This is a genomic window from Nocardia sp. NPDC049526 (assembly GCF_044465765.1).
Lineage (GTDB): Bacteria > Actinomycetota > Actinomycetes > Mycobacteriales > Mycobacteriaceae > Nocardia.
The window spans coordinates 495,519-516,246 of the sequence record NZ_JBITMA010000002.1; the positions used below are offsets into that span (position 1 = coordinate 495,519).

Annotated in this window: 18 protein-coding genes and 2 pseudogenes; 13 read left to right on the top strand and 7 right to left on the bottom strand. The window is 65.7% G+C overall.

The features are described 5' to 3' along the window. Positions 1-25: 25 nt before the first annotated feature. Positions 26-2,962: a tetratricopeptide repeat protein gene (locus ACIBW7_RS06865; RefSeq protein WP_397044889.1), complete on the bottom strand. Its 2,937-nt coding sequence runs from the start codon at positions 2,960-2,962 to the stop codon at positions 26-28. 156 nt (positions 2,963-3,118) lie between these two features. Here ACIBW7_RS06865 and ACIBW7_RS06870 point away from each other — a divergent pair, with 156 nt between their 5' ends. The 6 genes from ACIBW7_RS06870 to ligD all read left to right on the top strand — a co-directional run bounded on the left by ACIBW7_RS06870 (position 3,119) and on the right by ligD (position 8,304). Continuing rightward, positions 3,119-4,039 carry a hypothetical protein gene (locus ACIBW7_RS06870; RefSeq protein WP_397044891.1) on the top strand — a complete coding sequence of 307 codons (921 nt, stop codon included), beginning with the start codon at positions 3,119-3,121 and terminating at the stop codon, positions 4,037-4,039. Positions 4,040-4,104: 65 nt separating this feature from the next. After that, the gene (locus tag ACIBW7_RS06875; protein ID WP_397044893.1) at positions 4,105-4,338 is read left to right on the top strand and encodes a hypothetical protein; all 234 of its coding nucleotides are present in this window, start codon (positions 4,105-4,107) and stop codon (positions 4,336-4,338) included. A 37-nt stretch (positions 4,339-4,375) separates the two neighbouring features. Then, the gene (locus ACIBW7_RS06880) at positions 4,376-5,476 is read left to right on the top strand and encodes an SPFH domain-containing protein (RefSeq protein WP_397044894.1); all 1,101 of its coding nucleotides are present in this window, start codon (positions 4,376-4,378) and stop codon (positions 5,474-5,476) included. 31 nt (positions 5,477-5,507) lie between these two features. Continuing rightward, the gene (locus tag ACIBW7_RS06885) at positions 5,508-5,906 is read left to right on the top strand and encodes a cold-shock protein (RefSeq protein WP_062989623.1); all 399 of its coding nucleotides are present in this window, start codon (positions 5,508-5,510) and stop codon (positions 5,904-5,906) included. 302 nt (positions 5,907-6,208) lie between these two features. After that, a complete protein-coding gene (locus ACIBW7_RS06890) occupies positions 6,209-7,297 on the top strand; it encodes an ATP-dependent DNA ligase (RefSeq protein ID WP_397044896.1) in 1,089 nt (362 codons plus the stop codon). After that, positions 7,294-8,304 (top strand): non-homologous end-joining DNA ligase, encoded by a 1,011-nt coding sequence (ligD, locus tag ACIBW7_RS06895; protein WP_397044898.1) that lies wholly within the window; start codon positions 7,294-7,296, stop codon positions 8,302-8,304. The genes ACIBW7_RS06890 and ligD overlap by 4 nt, the downstream gene beginning before the upstream one ends. 11 nt (positions 8,305-8,315) lie before the next feature. On the opposite strand, the gene ACIBW7_RS06900 is transcribed toward ligD, so the two are convergent. After that, a complete protein-coding gene (locus tag ACIBW7_RS06900) occupies positions 8,316-9,077 on the bottom strand; it encodes a DUF4190 domain-containing protein (RefSeq protein ID WP_397044900.1) in 762 nt (253 codons plus the stop codon). A 313-nt stretch (positions 9,078-9,390) separates the two neighbouring features. Between ACIBW7_RS06900 and ACIBW7_RS06905 the strand changes: the two genes are divergently transcribed. Continuing rightward, positions 9,391-9,759: a hypothetical protein gene (locus tag ACIBW7_RS06905; RefSeq protein WP_397044902.1), complete on the top strand. Its 369-nt coding sequence runs from the start codon at positions 9,391-9,393 to the stop codon at positions 9,757-9,759. Positions 9,760-9,773: 14 nt separating this feature from the next. Here ACIBW7_RS06905 and ACIBW7_RS06910 read toward each other — a convergent pair whose 3' ends face one another. The 3 genes and pseudogenes from ACIBW7_RS06910 to ACIBW7_RS06920 form a co-directional block, all read right to left on the bottom strand. Further along, positions 9,774-10,409, bottom strand: a complete 636-nt coding sequence (locus ACIBW7_RS06910) for a TetR/AcrR family transcriptional regulator (RefSeq protein ID WP_397044904.1) — start codon at positions 10,407-10,409, stop codon at positions 9,774-9,776. A gap of 19 nt (positions 10,410-10,428) precedes the next feature. Beyond that, positions 10,429-11,574, bottom strand: coding sequence for an acyl-CoA dehydrogenase family protein (locus ACIBW7_RS06915; protein ID WP_397044906.1), 1,146 nt, complete (start codon positions 11,572-11,574; stop codon positions 10,429-10,431). Positions 11,575-11,692: 118 nt separating this feature from the next. Next, positions 11,693-12,112: pseudogene (locus tag ACIBW7_RS06920) on the bottom strand (LysR family transcriptional regulator); the annotation flags it as partial. Between the two features lie 208 nt (positions 12,113-12,320). Between ACIBW7_RS06920 and ACIBW7_RS06925 the strand changes: the two are divergent. The 4 genes and pseudogenes from ACIBW7_RS06925 (at position 12,321) to ACIBW7_RS06940 (ending at position 17,074) form a co-directional block, all read left to right on the top strand. Next, on the top strand, positions 12,321-13,415 hold the full coding sequence (locus ACIBW7_RS06925) for a tartrate dehydrogenase (protein WP_397044908.1): 1,095 nt from the start codon (positions 12,321-12,323) through the stop codon (positions 13,413-13,415). A gap of 117 nt (positions 13,416-13,532) precedes the next feature. Next, positions 13,533-15,014: a C4-dicarboxylate transporter DctA gene (gene dctA / locus ACIBW7_RS06930; protein ID WP_397044910.1), complete on the top strand. Its 1,482-nt coding sequence runs from the start codon at positions 13,533-13,535 to the stop codon at positions 15,012-15,014. A gap of 33 nt (positions 15,015-15,047) precedes the next feature. Continuing rightward, positions 15,048-16,178 carry a glycerate kinase gene (locus tag ACIBW7_RS06935; protein ID WP_397044912.1) on the top strand — a complete coding sequence of 377 codons (1,131 nt, stop codon included), beginning with the start codon at positions 15,048-15,050 and terminating at the stop codon, positions 16,176-16,178. Positions 16,179-16,371: 193 nt separating this feature from the next. Further along, positions 16,372-17,074: pseudogene (locus tag ACIBW7_RS06940) on the top strand (pyruvate kinase). Between the two features lie 25 nt (positions 17,075-17,099). Here the strand turns inward: ACIBW7_RS06940 and ACIBW7_RS06945 are convergent. Both ACIBW7_RS06945 and ACIBW7_RS06950 read right to left on the bottom strand, forming a co-directional pair. Next, a complete protein-coding gene (locus tag ACIBW7_RS06945) occupies positions 17,100-17,405 on the bottom strand; it encodes a hypothetical protein (protein WP_397044914.1) in 306 nt (101 codons plus the stop codon). Positions 17,406-17,437: 32 nt separating this feature from the next. Next, positions 17,438-18,142, bottom strand: a complete 705-nt coding sequence (locus tag ACIBW7_RS06950; RefSeq protein ID WP_397044916.1) for a TetR/AcrR family transcriptional regulator — start codon at positions 18,140-18,142, stop codon at positions 17,438-17,440. 186 nt (positions 18,143-18,328) lie between these two features. Here ACIBW7_RS06950 and ACIBW7_RS06955 point away from each other — a divergent pair, with 186 nt between their 5' ends. Both ACIBW7_RS06955 and ACIBW7_RS06960 read left to right on the top strand, forming a co-directional pair. Beyond that, positions 18,329-19,264 (top strand): alpha/beta fold hydrolase, encoded by a 936-nt coding sequence (locus ACIBW7_RS06955; RefSeq protein WP_397044918.1) that lies wholly within the window; start codon positions 18,329-18,331, stop codon positions 19,262-19,264. A 60-nt stretch (positions 19,265-19,324) separates the two neighbouring features. After that, positions 19,325-20,656: a hypothetical protein gene (locus ACIBW7_RS06960; RefSeq protein ID WP_397044919.1), complete on the top strand. Its 1,332-nt coding sequence runs from the start codon at positions 19,325-19,327 to the stop codon at positions 20,654-20,656. Positions 20,657-20,728: the final 72 nt, after the last annotated feature.

Here is a 20,728-nt window from a genome sequence, read left to right on the forward strand (position 1 = left end):
AACATTAGCCCCCGACACGTCCCGGCTACCCGCTGGATCGGGCGCGCCAGTATTCCAGGTTGCTGCGGGTGAGCAGAGTGTGCGGATGGTCGGGTCCGAGGACCCGGATCTGATCGGCGAGCAGCGGCTCGAATTCGGTGATGGCGGCGCCGATATCACCCGCCTCGCCATAGCAGCCCGCGAGGCAATTTCGGGTGTGCAGGGTATCCGGATGATCCGGCCCGAGAACGCGCAACTGATCCGTCAGCAGGGCGGCGTATTCGGTAATGGCCCTGGTCGTTTCGCCGCTCTCCCGCCGCCAGCGCGCCATACTGATGCGGGTGCGCAGGGTCTGGGCGTCGTCCGGGCCGAGGATGCGGACCTGGTCGACTAGCAGCAGTTCGAATTCGGCGAAGGCGCTGGCCAACTCGCCCGCCATGGCGCGGGAACGCGCGAGATGCAGTCGGGTGCGCAGGGTTTGCGGGTCGACGGGACCGAGGATGCGCTCCTGATCGGCGATCAGCTGTTCGAATTCGATGACTGCGCGGCGCAGGCTGCCGCGTTCACTGCGCCAATAGGCCAGGCTGTTTCGCACGCGCAGCGTCCACGGGTGGTCGGTGCCGAGGATACGGGCGTGATCGATGACGAGCCGTTCGAAGTCCGCGACCGTCCGCTCGAGCTGGCCCATATGACCGCGCCAATCCGCGATGTCGTAGCGGGTGGTGACGGTATCGAGATCGTCCACGCCCAGCACCCGCGTCTGATCGCGGGCCAGTTCTTCCAATTCGGTGACGGCAGCCTCGAATTCGCCGCTGCGGCCCCGGCAGTTCGCGAGATGGTTGCGAACCAGCAGCGAGACGCGATGATCCGGCCCCATGGCGGCGGTGAAGCTCGGCAGCCAGGCCGCCCACAGATCCCGATTGTCCACCACGCGTGTGGTTTCCAGCGATTCCAGGTAACCGAAGGCGGCCGCCGCGGCACCGTAGGCCAGGTAGTGGCGCACCGCCGCGCCGCGGGCATAGTCGGCTACGCGCTCGGTGGTGCCCGCCTCGATGGCCGCGATCACCGCGCGGTGCGCATCCTCACTGTGCACGCCGAGCCGGTCGCATTCATCGGTCAATCCGGGCAGCAGGGCGGCGTGCGCGATACCGAGCGATTCATCGGCCGTGCCGGGGCGGCTGCGCGTGACCAGCACACCCAAACCCACTGTGAGATCGCGGATTCCGGCAATGCTCAGCTCGGCTCCGAGTTCACGCATCGCCGCATCCAGCAGTTCCAGCGGCAGCACCGGACCGACACCTGCCGCGACGAGCACACCGAGCACCGCGCCGATCCCCCAGGCATCGGCGACATTCGGTGCGATGTCCGGTCCGTCGCCCGCCGCGGCTCGGATGGCCGCGCCGACCCGCAACGCCACCAGACCGTCGACGCCGATATCCTCGGCGACCACCCGATCGGTGACCTCGTTGGCGACCTCGGCCAGCAATCCGGCCAATAGCCAGCCCGCCGCAGCGGCAGGGGAATCGGCATGCGCCGTCGGTGTTTCGGCCAACCGCGCATCGATCCAGCCGACCCATTCCTGCTCGTCGATGGCGGCGCGCTCATATCCGGCCGATTCGACGATCGCGGCGATGTCCTCGGCCACCGGCTCGGCGACGACGATCCGATGCATATGTCGCAGTTCCGGATCGTTCTCGAAGCCGAGCCCCTCCCGGATGCCCACGATCACCCTGATGTGCGCGAGCTGCGGTCGACGGGTCAACTCGGCGACGGCGGCCACCAGCAGTCGCTGGGTGCCCTGTTCCGGTTCGTTCAGTCCGTCCACGACAATGGTGACCCGTCGACCCCATCCACCCAGGTCCGCTAGCGGTTGTCGCACCTCGACATCGAATACATCGGGTGCGGTGACACTGTGCCGGGCCAGGCTCCGCGCCGCCGCGACCGCAGCGCGGAAGCCGGGCAGTCGAGTGCTCAATTGCGTGGACAACTCGGCGGCGACCGCCTCGATGGAACTGCTGACCGTCAAAAATACTGCGGCCGTGATGTATTCGGGCGCGACCGGCAGGGTGTCGACCAGGCTCGGCCGGATGAGCATTGCCAGCAGTGTCGATTTGCCGACGCCGGGCGGTCCGATCACGCCGCGCAACCGGTAGCTGCCGGATCCGACGATATCGTCGAGCGTCTCGCGCACGGCCGGGGTCAGTAGCAATCTGCGGGTGAGTTGATCGACGAAACCCGCTGCCGGACGGCCGGTTACGGCATCGCGGCGACGGGCGATATTCGGCACCAGCCACAGGCCGGGATCACCGCCCTCGGCCGCGGATACCGTGCCCGAGGTGAACGACAGATGTTCCGGCTGCTGCCGGGTGCAGGCCGCGGCGATCGGATCGACCAGATCCGACGGCAGCAGATTCTCCCCGCGCGCGGGCAGTCCGGCCGCGAAGGTGGACAGCAGCGTTCGGGTGAAGCATCCGGCATAGGCGGGCCCGTCACCGGCGGCGACCAGCAACTCCATCCGGCCCGCCGCCCGCGACAGCAGGTCGGTCCAGCGACGGGCCGCGCCGAGCACGCCCTGTTGGGTCTCACACGCGTCGACCAGGACGACCAGCCCGTCCAGCGACGATCGGTTCAACCGCTCCCGAATCTCCTGTGTCAGATGGAAGGCCGTATGCGAGTTCGGCACCGCGGGCGAATCATGGCCGAGCAGAAAGAAATCCTCCGCGCTGGTCGCGGTGCCATGGCCGACGAATCCGATCAGCAGCGTCGCCTGCTCCCGTGCGGCCGCGTCGAATGCCTCGTCCACCGCCGTAACCAGCTGCGCCACCGTCGGATTCAGTACCGGACCAGGCGCTTCCGTCGCCGCCCGCCAGCCGCCGGATCCGGTCAATGTCCCGTACAAGCCCGTGGCCAATTCACCGGTGAACCCCAGTTCCCCCAGTGCCGCACACTCGGACCCGACCACCAGGGCGAGCCTGCCTCCCATATCAGCACCACCACTTCCCACCGTCGACTCCCCGACGACCTCGACACCCCGACACGGGGCCGTAGCGACTGCTTACAGGTCGCTCGAAAAGGTCGGTCGTGCGTGGTAGGAAGGTACCCGAACACACATCGGGGCAAGTGACAACGGGGGCGGCTGATGGCAGCGATCGTGTTGGTGCACGGGATCGCACAGGAGCAGTACGGTGCGGATCTGCTGGAAGCGCAATGGCTTCCAGCGCTGGCCGCCGGTGTCCGCACGGCCGGCTACGGCGAACTCGCCGATCAGCTGTGGCGCGGTCAGCGGCCGGGAGTGCTAGAGGTTCGAATGGCGTTCTACGGCAATGCCTTTCTCGATCCCGGTGCTCAAGGCGGTGGCGGACCGGTCGGTACCGAGGATGCCGAACTCACCGAGCAGATCGCCGAGGCGTGGTTGGCGACGGCCGCCGAGCAGGCGGCCGATCAACGCGATCGGCTGGAAGCGCAACGCTACCTGGATAATTCCGCGCTCGGCACCGATGGCGCACAGGGATTCGGCCGCAAGGCCAGACCAGCAGCGAATGCGCTGACCAAGCTGAAGTGGTTCGCGCCCTTCGGTTTCGGGATGGCGGGTAAATTCGTCAACCGGTCACTGGCCCAGGTCAGCAGATATCTGGCCGAAGACGCGGTGCGTGCCTACGCGCAGCAACAGGTGCTCGACCTGATCGGTCCGGAGACCCGGCTCGTCATCGGACATTCGCTCGGCTCGGTGGTCGCCTATGAGGCACTGCATCGGACCGATCAGCCCGCGGCGCTGGTCACCCTGGGTTCGCCGCTGGCGCTGCAGTCCATCATCTATCCGCTGCTGCGCCCGCAGCCGCCCACCGTGCCCGCCGCGCTCGTCCGCTGGGAGAATTTGGCCGATCGCGACGATATCGTCGCGGCGCACCTGGATCTGGCGCCCTATTTCCCGCCCGCGCCAGGACGCGATGTGGTGCCGACGACCCATCCCGAACTCGACAATGGCTCCAGTCCGCACGATGCCGCGCACTACCTCACCAAGAAATCGGTCGGGCGCATCATCGCCGAGTCCCTCTCGTAACCGGAGCTATTCCGAATCGCGCGTACGCTGACAACTCTGGCACCGAGTGCGAGGAGTTCACCGCGATGACCGACCCCGTGCAAGGTTTGACGGGTACGCTCACCTCGCCGATCCGGGGCTCCGGAATGCTCGGCGAAGTATTGGTTGCGATTCGCGGGGGCACGGAGATATATATCGCGCGGGCGGCCGAGCCGATCTCGGCCGGCGAAACCGTCTTGATCATCGCGGTACAACCGGGCCGCATCGTCGATGTGGTGCCGTGGATTCCGCTGGAACCCGTCCCGGTCGACGACATCTGACACCGCGACCGAAGTTATGAACTGCCAGGGAGGCACAGTGCTGGGTTATCACGTTCCAGATCCTGACGAGGCGATGCTGGTCAGCGGCGGTACGAGCAAGGACAACGCGCCCTTCGGCGTCGTCATCGGACGCGGCAAATGGGTGATGCCGTTCTTCCGCAAGGTGAGCTATCTGTCGCTGGCCATGTTCGAGGCCGAGATCAAGGAACGCTGCGTCACCAAGCAGGCCATCCAGCTCGAGGTGCGCGCGGTGATCGCATTCAAGGTCGCCAACGACACCCAGTCGATCGTCAATGCGGCCCAACGCTTTCTGTCCGAACAGGAGCGGGAGATGTCGGTGCTGACCGGCCGCATCTTCTCCGGGCACCTGCGCTCGATCGTCGGCTCGATGACGGTCGAGGAGATCATCCGCGAACGTCAGCGGCTGGCCGACGAGGTGCTGGTGGCCTCCAAGGTGGAGATGAGCAATATCGGCCTCTGGGTGGATTCGTTCCAAATCCAATCCATCGACGACGGCAATCTGGGGTACATCACCGCATTGGCCGCACCGCACAACGCGGCCGTGCAGCGCGATGCGCAGATCGCGCAATCACAGGCCGCGCAGCGTGCCGCCGAGGCCGAACAGGAATCGCTGCGCCGCCGAGCCGAATATCAGCGTGAGACCGCCATTCTCCAGGCGCAGTATCAGCAGGATATCGATAAGGCCAATGCCGAAGCGGCACAGGCCGGTCCGCTGGCCGAGGCCAAGGCGATGCAGGAGGTGCTCACCGCGCAGGCCGAACAGGCACGCAAAGAAGCCGAGTTGCGTGAGCAGCAGTTGCAGGCCGAAGTCGTGAAACCCGCTCAGGCCGAAGCGGAACGGGTGCGCATCCTCGCCGTGGCCGAGGCCGATCGGACCCGGATCCAGGCCGAGGCGGCGGCCTCGAACAACCGGATCGCCTTGGACCAGTTGCTGATCGAGCAGCTGCCGGAAATCGTCAAGCAGGCCTCCAACGGCCTGGCGAACGCCAACCTGACGGTGCTCAACGGACCTGACGGTGTCGGCGAATTGGTCAACGGAATGGTCGGTCAGGGCCTCACTGTATTCAACTCGTTACAAAAAGCGCTTTCATCCAACGACGGGGATAATGCGGGCTAAAGTGGCCGAGTAGCGACGGCGCGAGGAGCGGGTGTTGGTGTCCATCGGGAAATTGGTGTCGTTCGACAGTTCGCGGGGGTTCGGGTTCATTCGGCCCGACGATGGTGGCCCGGATGTGTTCGTCCATGTGAACGACATCGGACTGGACGAGGATGAACTGCGCCAGGGGCGGGTGTTCGAATTCGATGTGACCGAGGGTGATCGTGGTCCGAAGGCGGTCAACCTCGCCGTGGTCGGCGGTCAACCACTACCACCCGCTCCTCGGCACAAAAAGGATAGATCCGGCTCCGGCCAACTGACCGCCACCGAACACAAACGCCTGATCACCGAGCTACTACTGGACGCAAGCCCCGCCCTCACCGCCGGTGAGATCCTCACCATCCGTGACCGCCTCACCGCCTTCGCCGATCAGCACGGCTGGCTGGAATAGCGCGCAAGCTCCGCCGCCTCCCCGGACCTTTGGGCGCTGGACTCAGGTGCCACAAAATTGCGTCGGCGCCTGGCGGCAAGATGTAAGTCGAGTTAGCCCGTCCCCGGTGAGTTCCCCATGTTCGCACCTGATCAGTTGTGGCGTGGTCGGCCACCTTCTCGGCACTTCGGGTGGTCCAGACGAGGTTCACGACCTTGTCGGACCGGCGTTCTACGATCAAGCCACAGCCCCGGCCGCACCGATGAATCTGCGTCGACTGCGACGTCGATATGGGTGAGAGAACGGACCCCGAGGAGGATGGTGTGGACCTACCCGTGATGCCGCCCGTCAGGCCGATGCTGGCGAAAACGGCACCCTCGGTGCCGCACGAGCCGGGCCTGAGCTACGAACCGAAATGGGACGGCTTTCGCTGCGTGGTGTTCCGCGACGGCGACGAAGTGGAACTCGGTTCCCGCAATGACCGTCCGCTCACCCGCTATTTTCCCGAAGTCGCCGAACTGCTGAAGGCGGCGCTGCCGGATAAATGCGTGGTCGACGGTGAAATCGTGGTGGTCACCGATGAGGGACTCGATTTCGACACCCTGCAGAACCGGTTGCATCCGGCGGCCTCGCGGGTCAACAAGTTGGCCAAGGAAACGCCGGCCAGCTTCGTCGCCTTCGATCTGCTCGCTCTCGGCGACAAGGACCTGACCGGTGAGCCGTTCGCCGAACGCCGACGGCTGCTGGAGACCATTCTCGATACCGAACTCGCCCGGGTGCATCTGACCCCGATCACCCAGGATCCCGCCGTCGCCGAGGACTGGTTCACCCGCTTCGAGGGTGCGGGTTTCGACGGCGTCATGGTCAAGTCCAACGAGCTGGCGTATCTGCAGGACAAGCGGGTGATGCTCAAGGTCAAACACGAGCGCACCGCGGACTGTGTTGTGGCCGGTTTCCGCTGGCACAAGGATGGCGAGGGCGTCGGTTCGCTGCTGCTCGGACTCTTCGACGACGAGGGCAATATGCATCATGTCGGAGTCGCGAGCAGTTTTACCGCGGCCAAACGCAAGTCGCTGGTGGATGAGCTGAAACCGTTACGGGAGAACGCATTGGCGAATCATCCGTGGCGGGAATGGGCCGACGCCGCGGCACAGGCGAAGGCCGATGGCAAGATGCCGGGTGGGGTGAGCCGGTGGACCGGCGGCAAGGATCTGTCCTGGGAGGCGCTGCGTCCGGAGTTGGTCGCAGAGGTCCGCTACGAACATGTGCAGTCCGGTCGATTGCGGCACGGCGGCAGGCTGGTGCGCTTCCGGTCCGATCGCACACCGGAATCGTGTACCTACGCTCAGCTCGACGAGGTCGCACCGGCCGAATTGAGTGCCATCTTCACCGAAGCCGGGGGGAAATCATGAGTGAGTCGGTCGATATCGAGTTGGACGGCAGAACCGTCGCCATCAGCAATCCGAACAAGGTCTACTTCACCAAACGCGGTGAGACGAAACTCGATCTGGTGCGGTACTACCAGGCCGTGGCCGAACCGTTCCTGCAGGTGGTGCGCGATCGGCCGCTGCTGCTCGAGCGTTATCCCGATGGCGCATCCGGTAAGTCGTGGTTCCAGAAGCGGGTGCCGAAATCCGCACCCGATTGGCTGCACACCGTCGAGGTCGCCACGCCAAACGGCACCACCAGCGATGCCCTGGTCGCCCACGATCTCGCGCACATTCTGTGGGCGGTGAACCAGGGCTGCCTCGGCTTCCACGTCTGGCCCAATCACGTCGACAATCTGAATATCGCCGATGAGCTGCGCATCGACCTGGATCCCTCCCCCGGTATCACCTTCGACGATCTCAAACACGCCGCCGTACTAACTCGTGAGCTGTGCACCGAACTCGGCATCGACTCCCGCATCAAGACCTCCGGCTCGCGTGGACTGCACATTTACGTTGCGCTGGAACCGAAATGGGACGGCTATCAGGTGCGCGCGGCCGCGGTCGCGCTGGCTCGCGAACTGGAGCGGCGGCATCCGGACGAGATCACCGCGCAGTGGTGGAAGGAGGAGCGCGGCAACCGCGTCTTCGTCGACTTCAACCAAAATGCCCCGCACAAAACGGTTTTCGGCGCGTGGTGTGTGCGACCGAAGGTCGGCGCGCAGGTCTCCACGCCGATCGCCTGGTCCGATCTGGATACCGTTGTCCCCGAGGAATTGACCATTGCCACCGTCCCCGCGCGGCTGGCCGAAAGCGGCGACCCGTGGGCGGACCGCCCGGCCCAATCCATCGAGCCGCTGCTGAAAATGTCGGAGCGGGATATGGCATCCGGGCTCATGGACGCACCGTGGCCGCCGCAGTATCCCAAGATGCCGAACGAGCCGCCGCGAGTGCAGCCGAGCCGGGCCAAGAAGCCGGAAACAGAAGGCTAGCTACCGAGAGGCTATTCGGTCCAGAGCACCCACACCTTGCTCTCACACGTCACTGCGCGCCCGTCCGCGGTGCGGGCACTCTTCGTCGAACCGTCGCATTTGGTCCCCGGCTCCGCGACGGTGCCGCCGACGGTGTACGGACCGTTCCACTGGTAGACACCGCCGCTGGCCAGGCACAGCAGGGTATTGCCGTCGGCCCCCGTGCCGATGCGGCCCGGCTCGGTGCACACCGCGCCCTTCTTCGGGGCCACCTGGCTCGTCGGCGTCGCGGCCGACGTGGCCGGAGGTGCGACGACGGTCGGCGCCACCGAGGGCTGCGGGATGGCGGTCTGGGCGATGGTGGAGGGCAGCGCGACACTCGATACGCCTGGGGTCCGGTTCGCGCCGGACAGCACGTCGGAGAAATTACTGCCCGACAGCACGACGTATCCGGCGATACCGACGACCTCGATCACACCGAGCAGCAGGGCGCACACCGCCATCGTCTTGCCACGCGGATGGCTGAAGGCGATGAACCCGAAGACGATCGCGACCGGAAAGAGGCCGAGCAGCGCGGCCACCAATGCGACGATTGCATACGGGTTGACTATGGGCGGAACCTCGACCCGCAGGCGACCGGCACGGGTAGCCCGCCGGGCCGGCGGCTCGACCTCCGGCCAGCGGTCGTTGGGATCCGGATCCGGCCACCGGCCGATCGCTCCGGTCTCCGCTTCGTACTCCTCCGGCTGCGCCTCCGGCCAGCGCTCGCGCTCACGGTTATCCGTCCGTGCCATTCAGGTCCCTCTTCCACACCACCAAACCGCGCAGGAACCACGAACTGCCCGGACTCGCCCCGATACCGACAAAGGATAGGGGCCGACGGCCGCAACATCATCCGAAACGGCCGATCAATCGTCATCAAACCGTAATCGCGAACGCCGCCATGTCAACTCGGCCTCTACTCGGCACCGGGGCGACCGGCTTCGACACGGTGCGGTTCGAGCACCGGAGTAACAAACCGGCAAACACCACTCGCGCCGCGCGCCGTCGAGGTACATGCTGGTCTCGGGACCGACCCGTGCGGTGACGTCAGCAGAGGAGGGATGTATGCGCGGTGAATCCGGTTCGAAAGGACAACAAGGGCGGCCGTGGCATTCCCACGCGGGCGATCTACTCGGTGACGACTACAACGTGCCCGGCATCATTCTGTGCGCGCTCGGCATCGTCGCCATGGCGTGCACACTCACCGCGGCCGGTTACGGCTTCATCGGCTGGACCCGGATCGGTGCGATAGTGACCGCCGCATTGTGGATCTCCGGAATCGGCGCACTGCTGGTCGAGCATCGCCGCGAGGAAGTGATCGAGCGGAAGTACGGCCGCAACGGGCACGCTCCCGGTCATGTGCGGCGCGTCCGCTACAGCGCCACCGAGCGCAGGATCGCGGCGGGTGAAAGGCCTTCGGAATTGCCGAAATAGCCGGCGCCGCAAAGTCAGCGCCCGGGATCCACCTTCGGCATGGTTTCGGTCACCAGTGTCATCAGCATGTCGGACAGCAGCGCGTGCACCTGCTCGCGGGTGAGGGCCCCGCGGGTGATCCATTCTCGGCCCGCGACTTTCACCAACCCACCGAATGCGCGGACCATGGCGCGCAGTTGCGTACTGTGCGCCGACTCTGCGCGCCCGACCATCAGCAGCATCCGCTCGGCGGCCGCGTCATCGGCCTGATCCAGGATCTGCTGCACCTCGGGATCGTCACCGACGCCCTCGTGACTGGTCACCTTGACCCAAGTGCTGCCGTGTTCGGAGATCACATCCAGCAGCCAGTGCACACTCGCATCCACGCGTTCGCGATCGGTGCCGGTCGGCGCGACCATATCGTCGAGGCGCGGCAGGGTGACCATCCGGCGCACGACCGCGAGATACAGGTCGCGCTTATTGCCGAAGTAATGGTTGATCAGCCCGCGCGCGACACCGGCCCGCTGCGCGAGTTCCGCGGTGGAGACCGCCGCGTAGGGCCGCTCGCCGAACATGTCGATCGCGCACTCCAGGATCTGTGCGCGTCGCTCGTCCGGTTCCAGCCTGCGCCTGCGGGGCTGCGTCTCGGTGTCGTTTCGAGCGACCCGCAAGCGATCGCTAGCGGCAACGTCAGAGTGACCTGGCAATGAGATCCTTCATAACCTCGTTGCTGCCCGCGAGGATGCGCAGCACGCGGGCACCGGTGTAGAGCTGGGAAATCGGATACTCCGTCATGTAGCCGTAGCCGCCGAACAGTTGCAGGCAGCGATCGACCACAATACCGAGTTGGTCGGTCAGCCAGTACTTCGACATTGCAGCCGTGGGAATATCGAGTTCGCCGCGCAGATGTTTGCCGATGCAGTCGTCGAGGAAGATCCGGCTGACCTTGGCGATGGTCGCGCATTCGGCCATCTCGAATTTGGTGTTCTGCATCGCGAACAGCGGCTTACCGAAGGCCTCGCGCCCCTTGGTGTAGTCGACAGTCAGCTGCACCGCCTTTTCCATCATGGCGACCGCGATAATGCCGGTGACCAGCCGCTCCTGAGCCAGCAGCTGCATCATCTGATAGAAGCCCTGCCCCTCGGCCTCGCCGAGCAGATTCGAGGCGGGCACGCGCAGTCCGTCGAAGAACAGCTCCGCGGTGTCCTGGGCCTTGCCGCCGATCTTGTTAAGGATGCGGCCGCGCTTGAAGCCCGGGGTGTCGTCACCGACCTCGGCGAAGATCAGCGAAACGCCCGCGGCGCCCTTGGTCGGATCGGTCTTGGCGGCGATGATGATGCCGTCGCAGAGCCAGCCATTGGTGATGAAGATCTTCGAGCCGGTGATGACGTATTCGTCGCCCTCGCGAACCGCACGGGTCTTGATGTTCTGCAGATCCGAGCCGGTGCCCGGTTCGGTCATGCCGATGGAGAGCACCATCTCACCGGTCGCAGCCTTGGGCAGCACCCGCCGCTTGAGGTCTTCGGTGCCGAAGTGCTGGATATAGGGCGCGATGATCGAGGTGTGCACGGCCATGCCCATCGAGCCGTCACCCGCGAAGGCCTGTTCCTCGATAATGGCGGCCTCGTGCGCGAAAGTGCCGCCACCGCCGCCGTATTCGGTTGGCGTCGCGGTGCACAGCAGGCCGAGTTCGCCGGCCCGGTTGTACAGGGCGCGGTCGGGATGTCCCTGCGCGACGAACTTCTCCTCATGCGGGACGACTTCCTTCTCGAAAAAGTTTCGCGCCAGTTCCCGGACCGCCTCGACCTCGTTGTCACTCCATGCCGCGCGTGCCATCGCAGAAATCCTTTGCTCATCGCGCGGGCCTGTCGCGCCCGCGTCTCGTCATCAGATTGGCGCACTATTGGCATGATGTCAACAAAGTGGCGCACGGCGGGTTGAGGCGGGTTTCACCACCCGTACGTACGGCGTGCAGAACCTCTTCGGGAGTGAATGCGGCCTCGGCGTTGACGGTGACTGCCGGATAGACACGGCTGAAGTTGATGAGAATCGTTGTCAGAGGCTCGATTCCGGGTGATGGCATAGTGACCAGGTCGACGCGTCCGCCCCGCAAACCTTTGAGGGCATCGATGGACGCCTTGGCGTCCTCGAGGTCCCGCAAGACTACTCGGGCCGGACCGACGAGTGTCTCGCCGGCGTCGCTGAGAACCAGCCGACGCCCGATCCGGTGGAACAGTGGAACGCCGAGTTCGCGTTCCAGGGTCGCGATCGACTGCGACAGGGACGGCTGCGCGATCAGCAGGGTTTCCGCGGCCCGATTGATACCGCCCTGGTCGACCACCGCGAGAAAGTAACGCAACTGTCGCGCGTCCATCCGAACCCCGTCTTCCCTCAGTTTCAGTAGCCGGATGCCGCGTCTACTCCCGAATGCCTAAGGCCACGGCCCTACCTGCGACGATACGCCTCGATTAGGTAGAACCTATAAGCCGGATCGAGCCTTGGTCTTGGACGCCTCCGGGTTGCGAAGGGGTTAATGAGACATCACACAGTGTGATCGGCACTACACCATGGAGGCACCGAGAATGGCACCGCAGACGTTCAAGATCGCATCGATCCCCGCCGACGGCGTCGGCAAAGAGGTCGTCGCAGCGGGTCGGCGCGTGCTCGACGTACTCGCGGAGCAGTCCGGCGGCCGCTTCGCCTTCGAGTGGGAAGAGTTCCCCTGGGGCTGCGAATACTACGAGCAGACCGGGAAGATGATGGCCGACGACGGCCTGGAAACCTTGAAGGCATTCGACGCGATCTACTTCGGTGCGGTCGGCTGGGAGAACGTTCCCGACCACATCAGCCTCTGGGGCTTGCGGCTGAAGATCACCCAGAACTTCGATCAGTGGGCGAACGTGCGCCCGGTGAAGTTCCTGCCCGGCGTGCAGTCCCCGCTGCGCAAGGCCGATGACACCGAACTCGACTGGGTCGTCGTGCGGGAGAACAGCGAGGGCGAGTACGCCGGTCTGGGTGGGCGCAATCTCAGCGGCCGCGGGCCGAACAACGAGGTGGCCCTGCAGACCGCGCTGTTCACTGACAAGGGGTGCGAGCGGATCATGCGCTTCGCGTTCGACCTGGCCCGTACTCGCGCGGTGAAGAAGGTCTCGAGCGTCACCAAGTCCAATGCCCAGCAGTACGGCATGGTGTTGTGGGATGAGGTGTTCACGCGCGTTGCCGCCGACTACCCGGACGTGGAGACCGAAAGCGTCCTCGTCGACGCCATGAGCGCGAAGTTCGTCCTGCACCCGGAGGACCTGTCGGTCGTGGTCGCATCGAACCTCAACGCCGATATCCTCTCCGACCTCGGTTCCGCGCTCGCGGGCAGCCTAGGCATCGCTGCCAGCGCGAACCTGAACCCCGAGCGCCGGTTCCCCAGCATGTTCGAACCCGTTCACGGTTCCGCACCCGACATCGCCGGCCGCGGTATCAGCAACCCGATCGGCGCGATCGCCAGCGCCGCGCTCATGCTCGATCACTTCGGTCTGCACGAGGAGGCGCGCCACGTCGAGGCCGCCATCGAGGCCGCCACCGGCAGCGGCGCACGGACTCCCGACATCGGCGGCACCTCGGACACCCACACGGTCACCGAGGCAATCGTCACCGCTGTGCAGAGCGCACTCACCCCCGCCTGATCGCGGCCGCTGGGCTCTCCCGGCCCGGCAGGAACTACCGGGCCGGGCCCACACCTTCGATCCGCCGGTCACGATCGGCCACCCCTTCTTCCCCTGAACACTCCCGAGGTGTACCTCATGCAAACGCCCAGCAGCACAGCCAGTCTCCCACCGGCGACGGTGAAAAAGCCGTGGTACAGGCAACTGTACTTCTGGGTTTTGATCGCGATCGTGCTCGGCATTCTGATCGGATGGTTGTGGCCCCGAACCGGCCAGGCGATGGAGCCGATCGGCACCACCTTCATCACCGCGATGAAGATGCTCATCGGACCGATCGTGTTCCTGACGATCGTCGGCGGCATCGCCGGCGTCGCGGACCTGAAGAGAGTCGGCCTCACGGGTGTGAAGGCATTGACCTACTTCCAGGTCGGCACCATCCTCGCGATGATCACCGGCCTGGTCGCGATCAACATCTTCCGTCTCGGAGACGGTGTGAACGCCGATGCGGCCACCCTGAAGACCACCGATTCCGCCAACAAACTGATTCAGGCCGGCCAAAAGCAGCACTGGTGGGAGTTCATCACCCACATTGTCCCGAACAGCGTCGTCGGCCCGTTCGTCGAAGGTGACATCCTGCAGATCATCTTCCTGGCCGTCATCTTCGGCGTCGCCATCAACGCGGTAGGAAAGATCGCCACACCGATCCAGGACGCCGTCGAACGGCTGACCGCGCTGGTCTTCAAAGTCCTGAGCTTCATCATGAAACTCGCACCCCTCGGCGCGTTCGGCGCCATGGCCTTCGCCATCGGCAAGTACGGCATCTCGACGCTGACCAGTCTCGGCAGCCTCATCCTGCTCTTCTACGCCACGTCCGCCCTGTTCGTGATCGTTGTCCTCGGATCGATCATGGCGTACCTGCGGCTCAATATCTTCCGGATGCTCGGCTACTTCAAGGAAGAGCTCCTGCTCATCCTCGGTACCTCCACCGCCGAACCGGCGCTGCCCGGCCTGATGCGGAAGCTGGAATACGTCGGCGTGCCGAAGAGCACCGTCGGCCTCGTCGTTCCCACCGGCTACAGCTTCAATCTCGACGGCGCCGCCATCTACCTCTCCCTCGCCGCCCTGTACATCGCGCAGGCGACCAACACCGCCCTGTCCGTTCCCCAGCAACTCGGCCTGCTCGCCGTGATGCTGCTGACCTCGAAGGGCGCCGCGGGTGTGGCCGGAGGCGGTTTCATCGCCCTGACCGCGACATTGAGCACCCTCGGTACCATCCCGGCCGCCGGCATCATGCTCATCTTCGGCATCGACAAGTTCATGTCCGAGTGCCGCGCCCTGGTCAACTTCATCGGCAACGCCGTCGCCACGCTGTTCGTCGCCAAGTGGAATCGCGAACTCGACGTCGATCGCGCCCGCCGTGTCTTCTCCGGCGAGGTTCTTCCCCCACCGGCTGGTGCGGTGGAGAACGACTTCGACATGGAGGTCCTGGAGCAGGAACCCCGGGAACAGTCCAGCGATGACCGGTCGCACGGCGACACCACACCGACCATCATCTCCGAATCCGACGCAGTCCGCATCGACCACGAACGACTCGGCGACGCGCACCCCGCCCGGCACTGAATGACGCTCACACCACTCACGAGAAGGCTGACGATGAGGGTTCTGGTCGCCCCCGACAAATTCAAGGGATCACTCACCGCGACGGAGGTTGCCGAGCACCTCGCCATCGGACTCACCGCCGCAGGCATCGACAGCAGGCGGCTTCCACTGGCCGATGGCGGTGACGGCAGCGTCGACGCTGCGGTGGCAACAGGATTCACCCCACATCCGATAACCGTCGCCGGTGCGACCGGCACACCGCGGCGGGCGCACATCGCCGTCAACGGCGCCACCGCCGTCGTCGAGGTGGCCAACACCTGTGGACTGCTCACGCTGCCCCGGGGCCGCCGAGCGGCCCTCGACGCCACCAGTCTCGGCATGGGCCAGGCGGTCGGCCATGCGCTGCGTCATAACCCCTCGCGGTTGGTGCTGGCCATGGGCGGCAGCGCCAGCACCGACGGCGGCATGGGGATGCTCGCCGCACTCGGATTCACCTTCGCCGACGCCGACGGACGGCAGCTGCGAGCCGGTGGGCGCACCCTGCCCCGGATCCATACCGTCGATGGCTCCCGGGCGGTGCAGCTCTCCGGCGTCGAGATCGTGGTCGCCGGAGACGTCACCAATCCGTTGACCGGGCCGACCGGTGCCGCGGAGGTGTACGGGCCACAGAAGGGCGCTTCCGCCTCCGAAGTGCGGTTCCTGGAGACCGGCATCGAGAACCTGGTGGACGCGTTCATCCGCAGCGGGTTCCCGCGGGCCCGCATGCTCGCCTCAGCATCCGGGGCCGGCAGCGCCGGCGGTATGGGATTCGCCGCAATGCTGCTCGGCGCACGGCTGGTCTCCGGCGCCGAATACTTCCTGGACCTGCTCGACTTCGACCGCTACCTCGCCGACACCGATCTGGTGATCACCGGCGAAGGCAGCATCGACGAGCAGACCGAACACGGAAAACTACTCGCGATCCTGGCCCGCCGCGCCCACCCTGTCCCGGTCGTGGCAGTCGCGGGCCACTGCACGCTCCCCCGATCACGGTGGGCGCAGGCCGGATTCGGCCGCATCTACACCCTCGGCGAGTACACCGACCGCGACACCGCGACCGATCCGGCGCTAACCGGAGCGCTCCTCACCCGGATCGGCCAGGAGATCGGGCGCACGACCACAGCCGTGCCGGTCACCACCGGCTGAGCCCCAACGCCACCCTGCCGAAGCCATTGCCCGCCAACCTGTTTCATTGTTTCGACCGAGTTCTACAGCGCCGGTGAGGGTGACAAGTTCCGGCATCGACCATCGGCCCGTGCACAAAGGAATCTCATGACCGCCACCGCCCACTTCTCCCCCCGAAAGCGCCGCCGATTTCGATCCGCTCGATGTCAGTTCACTGCTTTCGCCGCACCGGGCGAAGATCGTGTGCACGCTGGGGCCCGCGGTCGGCACTGACGAGAAGGTGCGTGAGTTGGTCGAATCCGGCATGAACATCGCCCGCTTGAACTTCAGCCACGGCACCCACGCCGACCACCAGGCCAATTACCGGCGGGCACGCGCCGCAGCCGACGCCACCGGAAAGGCCGTCGGGATCCACGCGGATCTGCAGGGGCCGAAGATCCGCCTGGGCAGATTCACCGGCGGGCACGCCGTGTGGACGACGAGAGACACGGTACGGATCACGGTCGAGGCCTGCCCCGGAGGCCTGCCCTGAAGCATCTTCCACGGGCCAAGGGCGGTGTTCTGTCATACGCGGCGCGTGACATCGGCGAACGGCTCGGAGCCAGAGCACTGGCAGCGTTCACTCAATCCGGCGACACCGTGCGACGCCTTGCCCGCCTGCACACCCCACTGCCGTTGCTCGCGTTCACACCGAAACCGCGGGTACGCAATTGTCTGGCTTTGACGTGGGGTACCGAGACGTTCCGCGTCGATCCTGTCGATTCGACCGATGAGATGGTCCGCCAGGTCGATCGAGCCCTGCTGAAACTCGGCCGGTACCGGCAGGTGACGTCGTCGTCATCGTCGCTGGATCACCCCGGCACACCATCGGATCGACCAACCTCATCCACGTCCACCTCATCGGCGGCAACGACTAGCCGCCGAACCCGAGGGCCGTACAGGCTATCCGGCGACCCGTGGTGCTGTGGAGCCGATCAGGCCGGGAATACAGAGCAAGCCGAACACCTCCGCGTTGCGGACCAGTTTCCCGCTGGTGATCAGACCTACCCACAGCGCGCGGTTCGGGTCTGCCCATCCGAGAATGTTGGTGAAGCCCACGTGACCGCAGACGCCCTCGGTGTCCGCGTCCCGGATCCGCTCGATCGCCGCAGGAGTCATACCGACTGCGGTTGGGCCACATTCGGCCGGGCGGGTGGTGACCGATTCGACATCGACCGGAATTCTGCAGCGACGCAACGGATCACGCACCAGCGGTAACCGCGGCAGCCGGACGATGCGGATCAGCCGGTCGGCCGCTGGGCCTGGTTGACGGCCGCAAGCGAGGTGAAGATCGGGGTGTCCGGATCGGCCGAGATGCCCTGGCGGCGCAGGAATCCATCGATCAGACCCCAGACGAATTCGGATGCCTGGTCGACGAATTCGGCGGTGCCGTCGGGACGGCGGGGATTCGCGTCACCCAGCCACAGGTCGGTGATCGCGACGACGACGCCGACGACCGCGCGGGCCAGATAATCGATGCCGGTGGCATCGATCGGAATGGATTCGGCGATCTCGCGCGCCTGGCCGGCGACGCGGCTCGCGGCCGCGCGGCCGAGATCGAATTGCAGTACCGAACCGTCGGAGTGCTGGGTGATGTGCGCCTGGCCGAGGAACCGAAAGACGTTGGGGTGCTGGATAATACTGTCCGCATAACCGGTGAGCACGCGGCGCAGCGCGACCCGGGGCGGTTGCAGCATCAGCGTCAGATCGTTGCCCGCACCGGCGGCGACGGAACCGGCCATCCGGTCGCCGATTTCGGTGTAGAGATCGGCCTTATCGGCGAACTGGCGGTACAGGCGCGGTTTGGTGATCCGGGCCTCGCGGGCGATGTCGTCCATGCTGGGGCGCGGACCGTCCCGGTCGATCACCCGAATGGCGGCGTCGACGATCTCCTCGCGCGTGATCGTCCGCGGCGCCGATCTGGCAGATCTGTCCGAGCGGGCCATGGTCCGGAGCATACACGTACCGGCGGTACGCCCTGTTGAGCCGGAAATGCCCTGACTTGCTTGTGGGTGACCGACCTCATAGCGGGTCGTGGTTTCAATTCATTGCTTCGGGTAATACGTACTGTCAGTATCGGAGCACGTACCGGCGGTACACGCAGCACCCAGCGCATCGATCGAGGCAAGCAGATGACCGAACAGCTCGACTCCCCCGACCCGACCGGCATCCAGCGCCCACACCGCCACTCCACTGTGGCAGGCGCGAATGGTGAGTTGGCAGTCTTCGAATGGGGCGAGCGCGGCGCGGAACCACTCGTCTTGGTGCACGGGCTCTCCGATACCCATCTGGTCTGGTCCGCGGTGGCGACGCTGCTGGCCGACGGCTTCCGGGTCATCGCCTACGACGTGCGCGGGCACGGTGGATCGACGAAACCCGGTGTGCCGCAGGACTATCGACTCGATCACCTGGCCGAGGATTTCTTCGCGCTGATCGATGCGATCAGTCCGAAGCGGCCGGTGCACGTCTGTGGACACGGCTGGGGTGCGGTGCAGGTGTGGGAGGCGGTCTGCGATCCGCGCGCCAATACCCGGATCGCCTCGTTCACCGCCGTCGCGGGTCCGAATCTCGATCACGTCGGCATGACACTGCGCGAATTGGCCGGTCAACCGCGCCGAGCGCTGGAGCTGATCGCCGACCGGAAGTTCTGGCGGCACGGAGTCGGAACGGCCCAGACCGCGGCGCGACGGATCGCCTATCCGCCGCGGGTTCGTACCTGGTTGATCGAACAACTCGGCGGCGTCGCCCGGATGTACGCGCCGATCGCACCGACCTGGCGGGCGGATCTGGCCGCCGGCGCACGGATCGCCGTGGCCAACCTGGCGCATCATCTGCTGCGGCCGCGTGAGCGCACCACCGCGGTGCCGGTGCAACTCGTCGTGGACACCACCGACGTGCTGGTGCCCCCGTTCCTCTACTACGGCAGCGCACGTTGGGTGGATCGACTGTGGCGCTGCCCGATTCCGGCCGATCACTGGCTGCCGGTGACCGAGCCGCTGCTCGTCGCCGAGGCCATCGCGAACTTCGTCGAGGACCTGCGCGCGGCGAACGCCAGCATCCCGAAGTGAGGGCCCAGATCCACCAACTGTGGGTGGCCGACGAATCGGACGGGGTGGTACTTTGCGCGCATGACCGGACCGGGGGAACAACAGAACCAGCCCAACGACGCATGGTGGGCGCAGGAACAGCCGCAGCAGGGACCGCAGTATTCACAATCGGATCCGACGATGGTCGGGCAGCCGGGGCATCAGCTACCGTCACAGCCCGCGGTTCCGGTGGCGGGACCGCAAGGCCCAGCCGAGCAGCAGCCCGCTGATCCGACGATGGTGCGCCAGTCGCTCGATCAGCCGGGGGCCGCGCCCGCCGGATACCAATCGGGGACCGGATACCAGCAACCGGGATACCACCAGTCCTCGCCTGGATATCCGCAGCCGGGGACACCACAGGCCGCGCCTGGATACCCGCAGGCCGGAGCACCCCAAGCCACACCCGCCGGATACCAATCGGGGACCGGATACCAGCAAACGGGATACCACCAGTCCTCGCCTGGATATCCGCAGCCGGGAACGCCGCAGGCCGCGCCTGGATACCCGCAGGGTGGGACGCCACAAGCCACATCCGGATTCCCGCAAGCCGGAGCACCACAGTCCGCACCGGGATTCCCGCAGCCCGGTTTCCAACAACCCGGATTCGAGCAGCCCGCACCCGGATTCCCGCAGGGCGCACCGGGTTTCCAACAGCCCGGATACCAGCAACCGGCACCCGGATACCAGCAGCCGCCCAAATCCGGTGGCAAAGGCTGGCTTTGGGCGCTCGGCGCGGTCGTCGTCACCTCCGCGGTATGGGCGGGAGCGATGTTCGCGATCGGCGCCTTCGATGCGGGCAAGGCCGATATCAGCAAGGACGCCGATCTGCGCGGCTACAAGTACATCGCCAATCTCTGCGATATCACCGACACCTCGCCCTACACCAGTGCCGGCTTCACGTTGGCGAAGACCGATTCCTCGGGCGATACCTACCCGAAGCACGAGGGTTCCAAGCACGCGGCGGTCGATTCGATGGGCTGCGATGTGCGCTTCACCCCGTCCGGCTCGACCGAGAAGTACGACTACGCCGCCATCTACACCAGCGCGCAGGTGCACAAGCAGACGAATCCGGGACCGGAATTCACCGCGTCGTACGAGACCTGGACCCAGAGCGAATACGGCAAGGACGCGAAGGTCGACAAGATCTCCGGACTCGGCGACGAGGCGTATGTGATCACCGGTAAGCACAAGTCGGACGATCCGACGGCCGATGTCTCACTGGCCGTGCGCGATGGCTGGGCCACCTACCACATCAGCTGGTCGCAGTATTCGTCCAGTTCGTCGAAGTCTTCGAGCAAGATCCTCAGCGCGTCCGAGGTCACCGATCTGCTGAAGAAGACGGCCACCTCGACCATGAGCAAGCTGCGCAAATAGGCGGCGTCCGGTCGGTGCGGGACCGCCCGCGCCGACCGGTCCGCATTCGAATGCGACAATGGCTGGGTCAAC

Bases quoted from the DNA above. Each gene is read 5' to 3' on its own strand.
- ACIBW7_RS06865 (WP_397044889.1), bottom strand. From the start codon at position 2,962: ATGGGAGGCAGGCTCGCCCTGGTGGTCGGGTCCGAGTGTGCGGCACTG.
- ACIBW7_RS06870 (WP_397044891.1), top strand. From the start codon at position 3,119: ATGGCAGCGATCGTGTTGGTGCACGGGATCGCACAGGAGCAGTACGGT.
- ACIBW7_RS06875 (WP_397044893.1), top strand. From the start codon at position 4,105: ATGACCGACCCCGTGCAAGGTTTGACGGGTACGCTCACCTCGCCGATC.
- ligD (WP_397044898.1), top strand. From the start codon at position 7,294: ATGAGTGAGTCGGTCGATATCGAGTTGGACGGCAGAACCGTCGCCATC.
- ACIBW7_RS06900 (WP_397044900.1), bottom strand. From the start codon at position 9,077: ATGGCACGGACGGATAACCGTGAGCGCGAGCGCTGGCCGGAGGCGCAG.
- ACIBW7_RS06905 (WP_397044902.1), top strand. From the start codon at position 9,391: ATGCGCGGTGAATCCGGTTCGAAAGGACAACAAGGGCGGCCGTGGCAT.
- ACIBW7_RS06915 (WP_397044906.1), bottom strand. From the start codon at position 11,574: ATGGCACGCGCGGCATGGAGTGACAACGAGGTCGAGGCGGTCCGGGAA.
- ACIBW7_RS06925 (WP_397044908.1), top strand. From the start codon at position 12,321: ATGGCACCGCAGACGTTCAAGATCGCATCGATCCCCGCCGACGGCGTC.
- dctA (WP_397044910.1), top strand. From the start codon at position 13,533: ATGCAAACGCCCAGCAGCACAGCCAGTCTCCCACCGGCGACGGTGAAA.
- ACIBW7_RS06935 (WP_397044912.1), top strand. From the start codon at position 15,048: ATGAGGGTTCTGGTCGCCCCCGACAAATTCAAGGGATCACTCACCGCG.
- ACIBW7_RS06950 (WP_397044916.1), bottom strand. From the start codon at position 18,142: ATGGCCCGCTCGGACAGATCTGCCAGATCGGCGCCGCGGACGATCACG.
- ACIBW7_RS06955 (WP_397044918.1), top strand. From the start codon at position 18,329: ATGACCGAACAGCTCGACTCCCCCGACCCGACCGGCATCCAGCGCCCA.
- ACIBW7_RS06960 (WP_397044919.1), top strand. From the start codon at position 19,325: ATGACCGGACCGGGGGAACAACAGAACCAGCCCAACGACGCATGGTGG.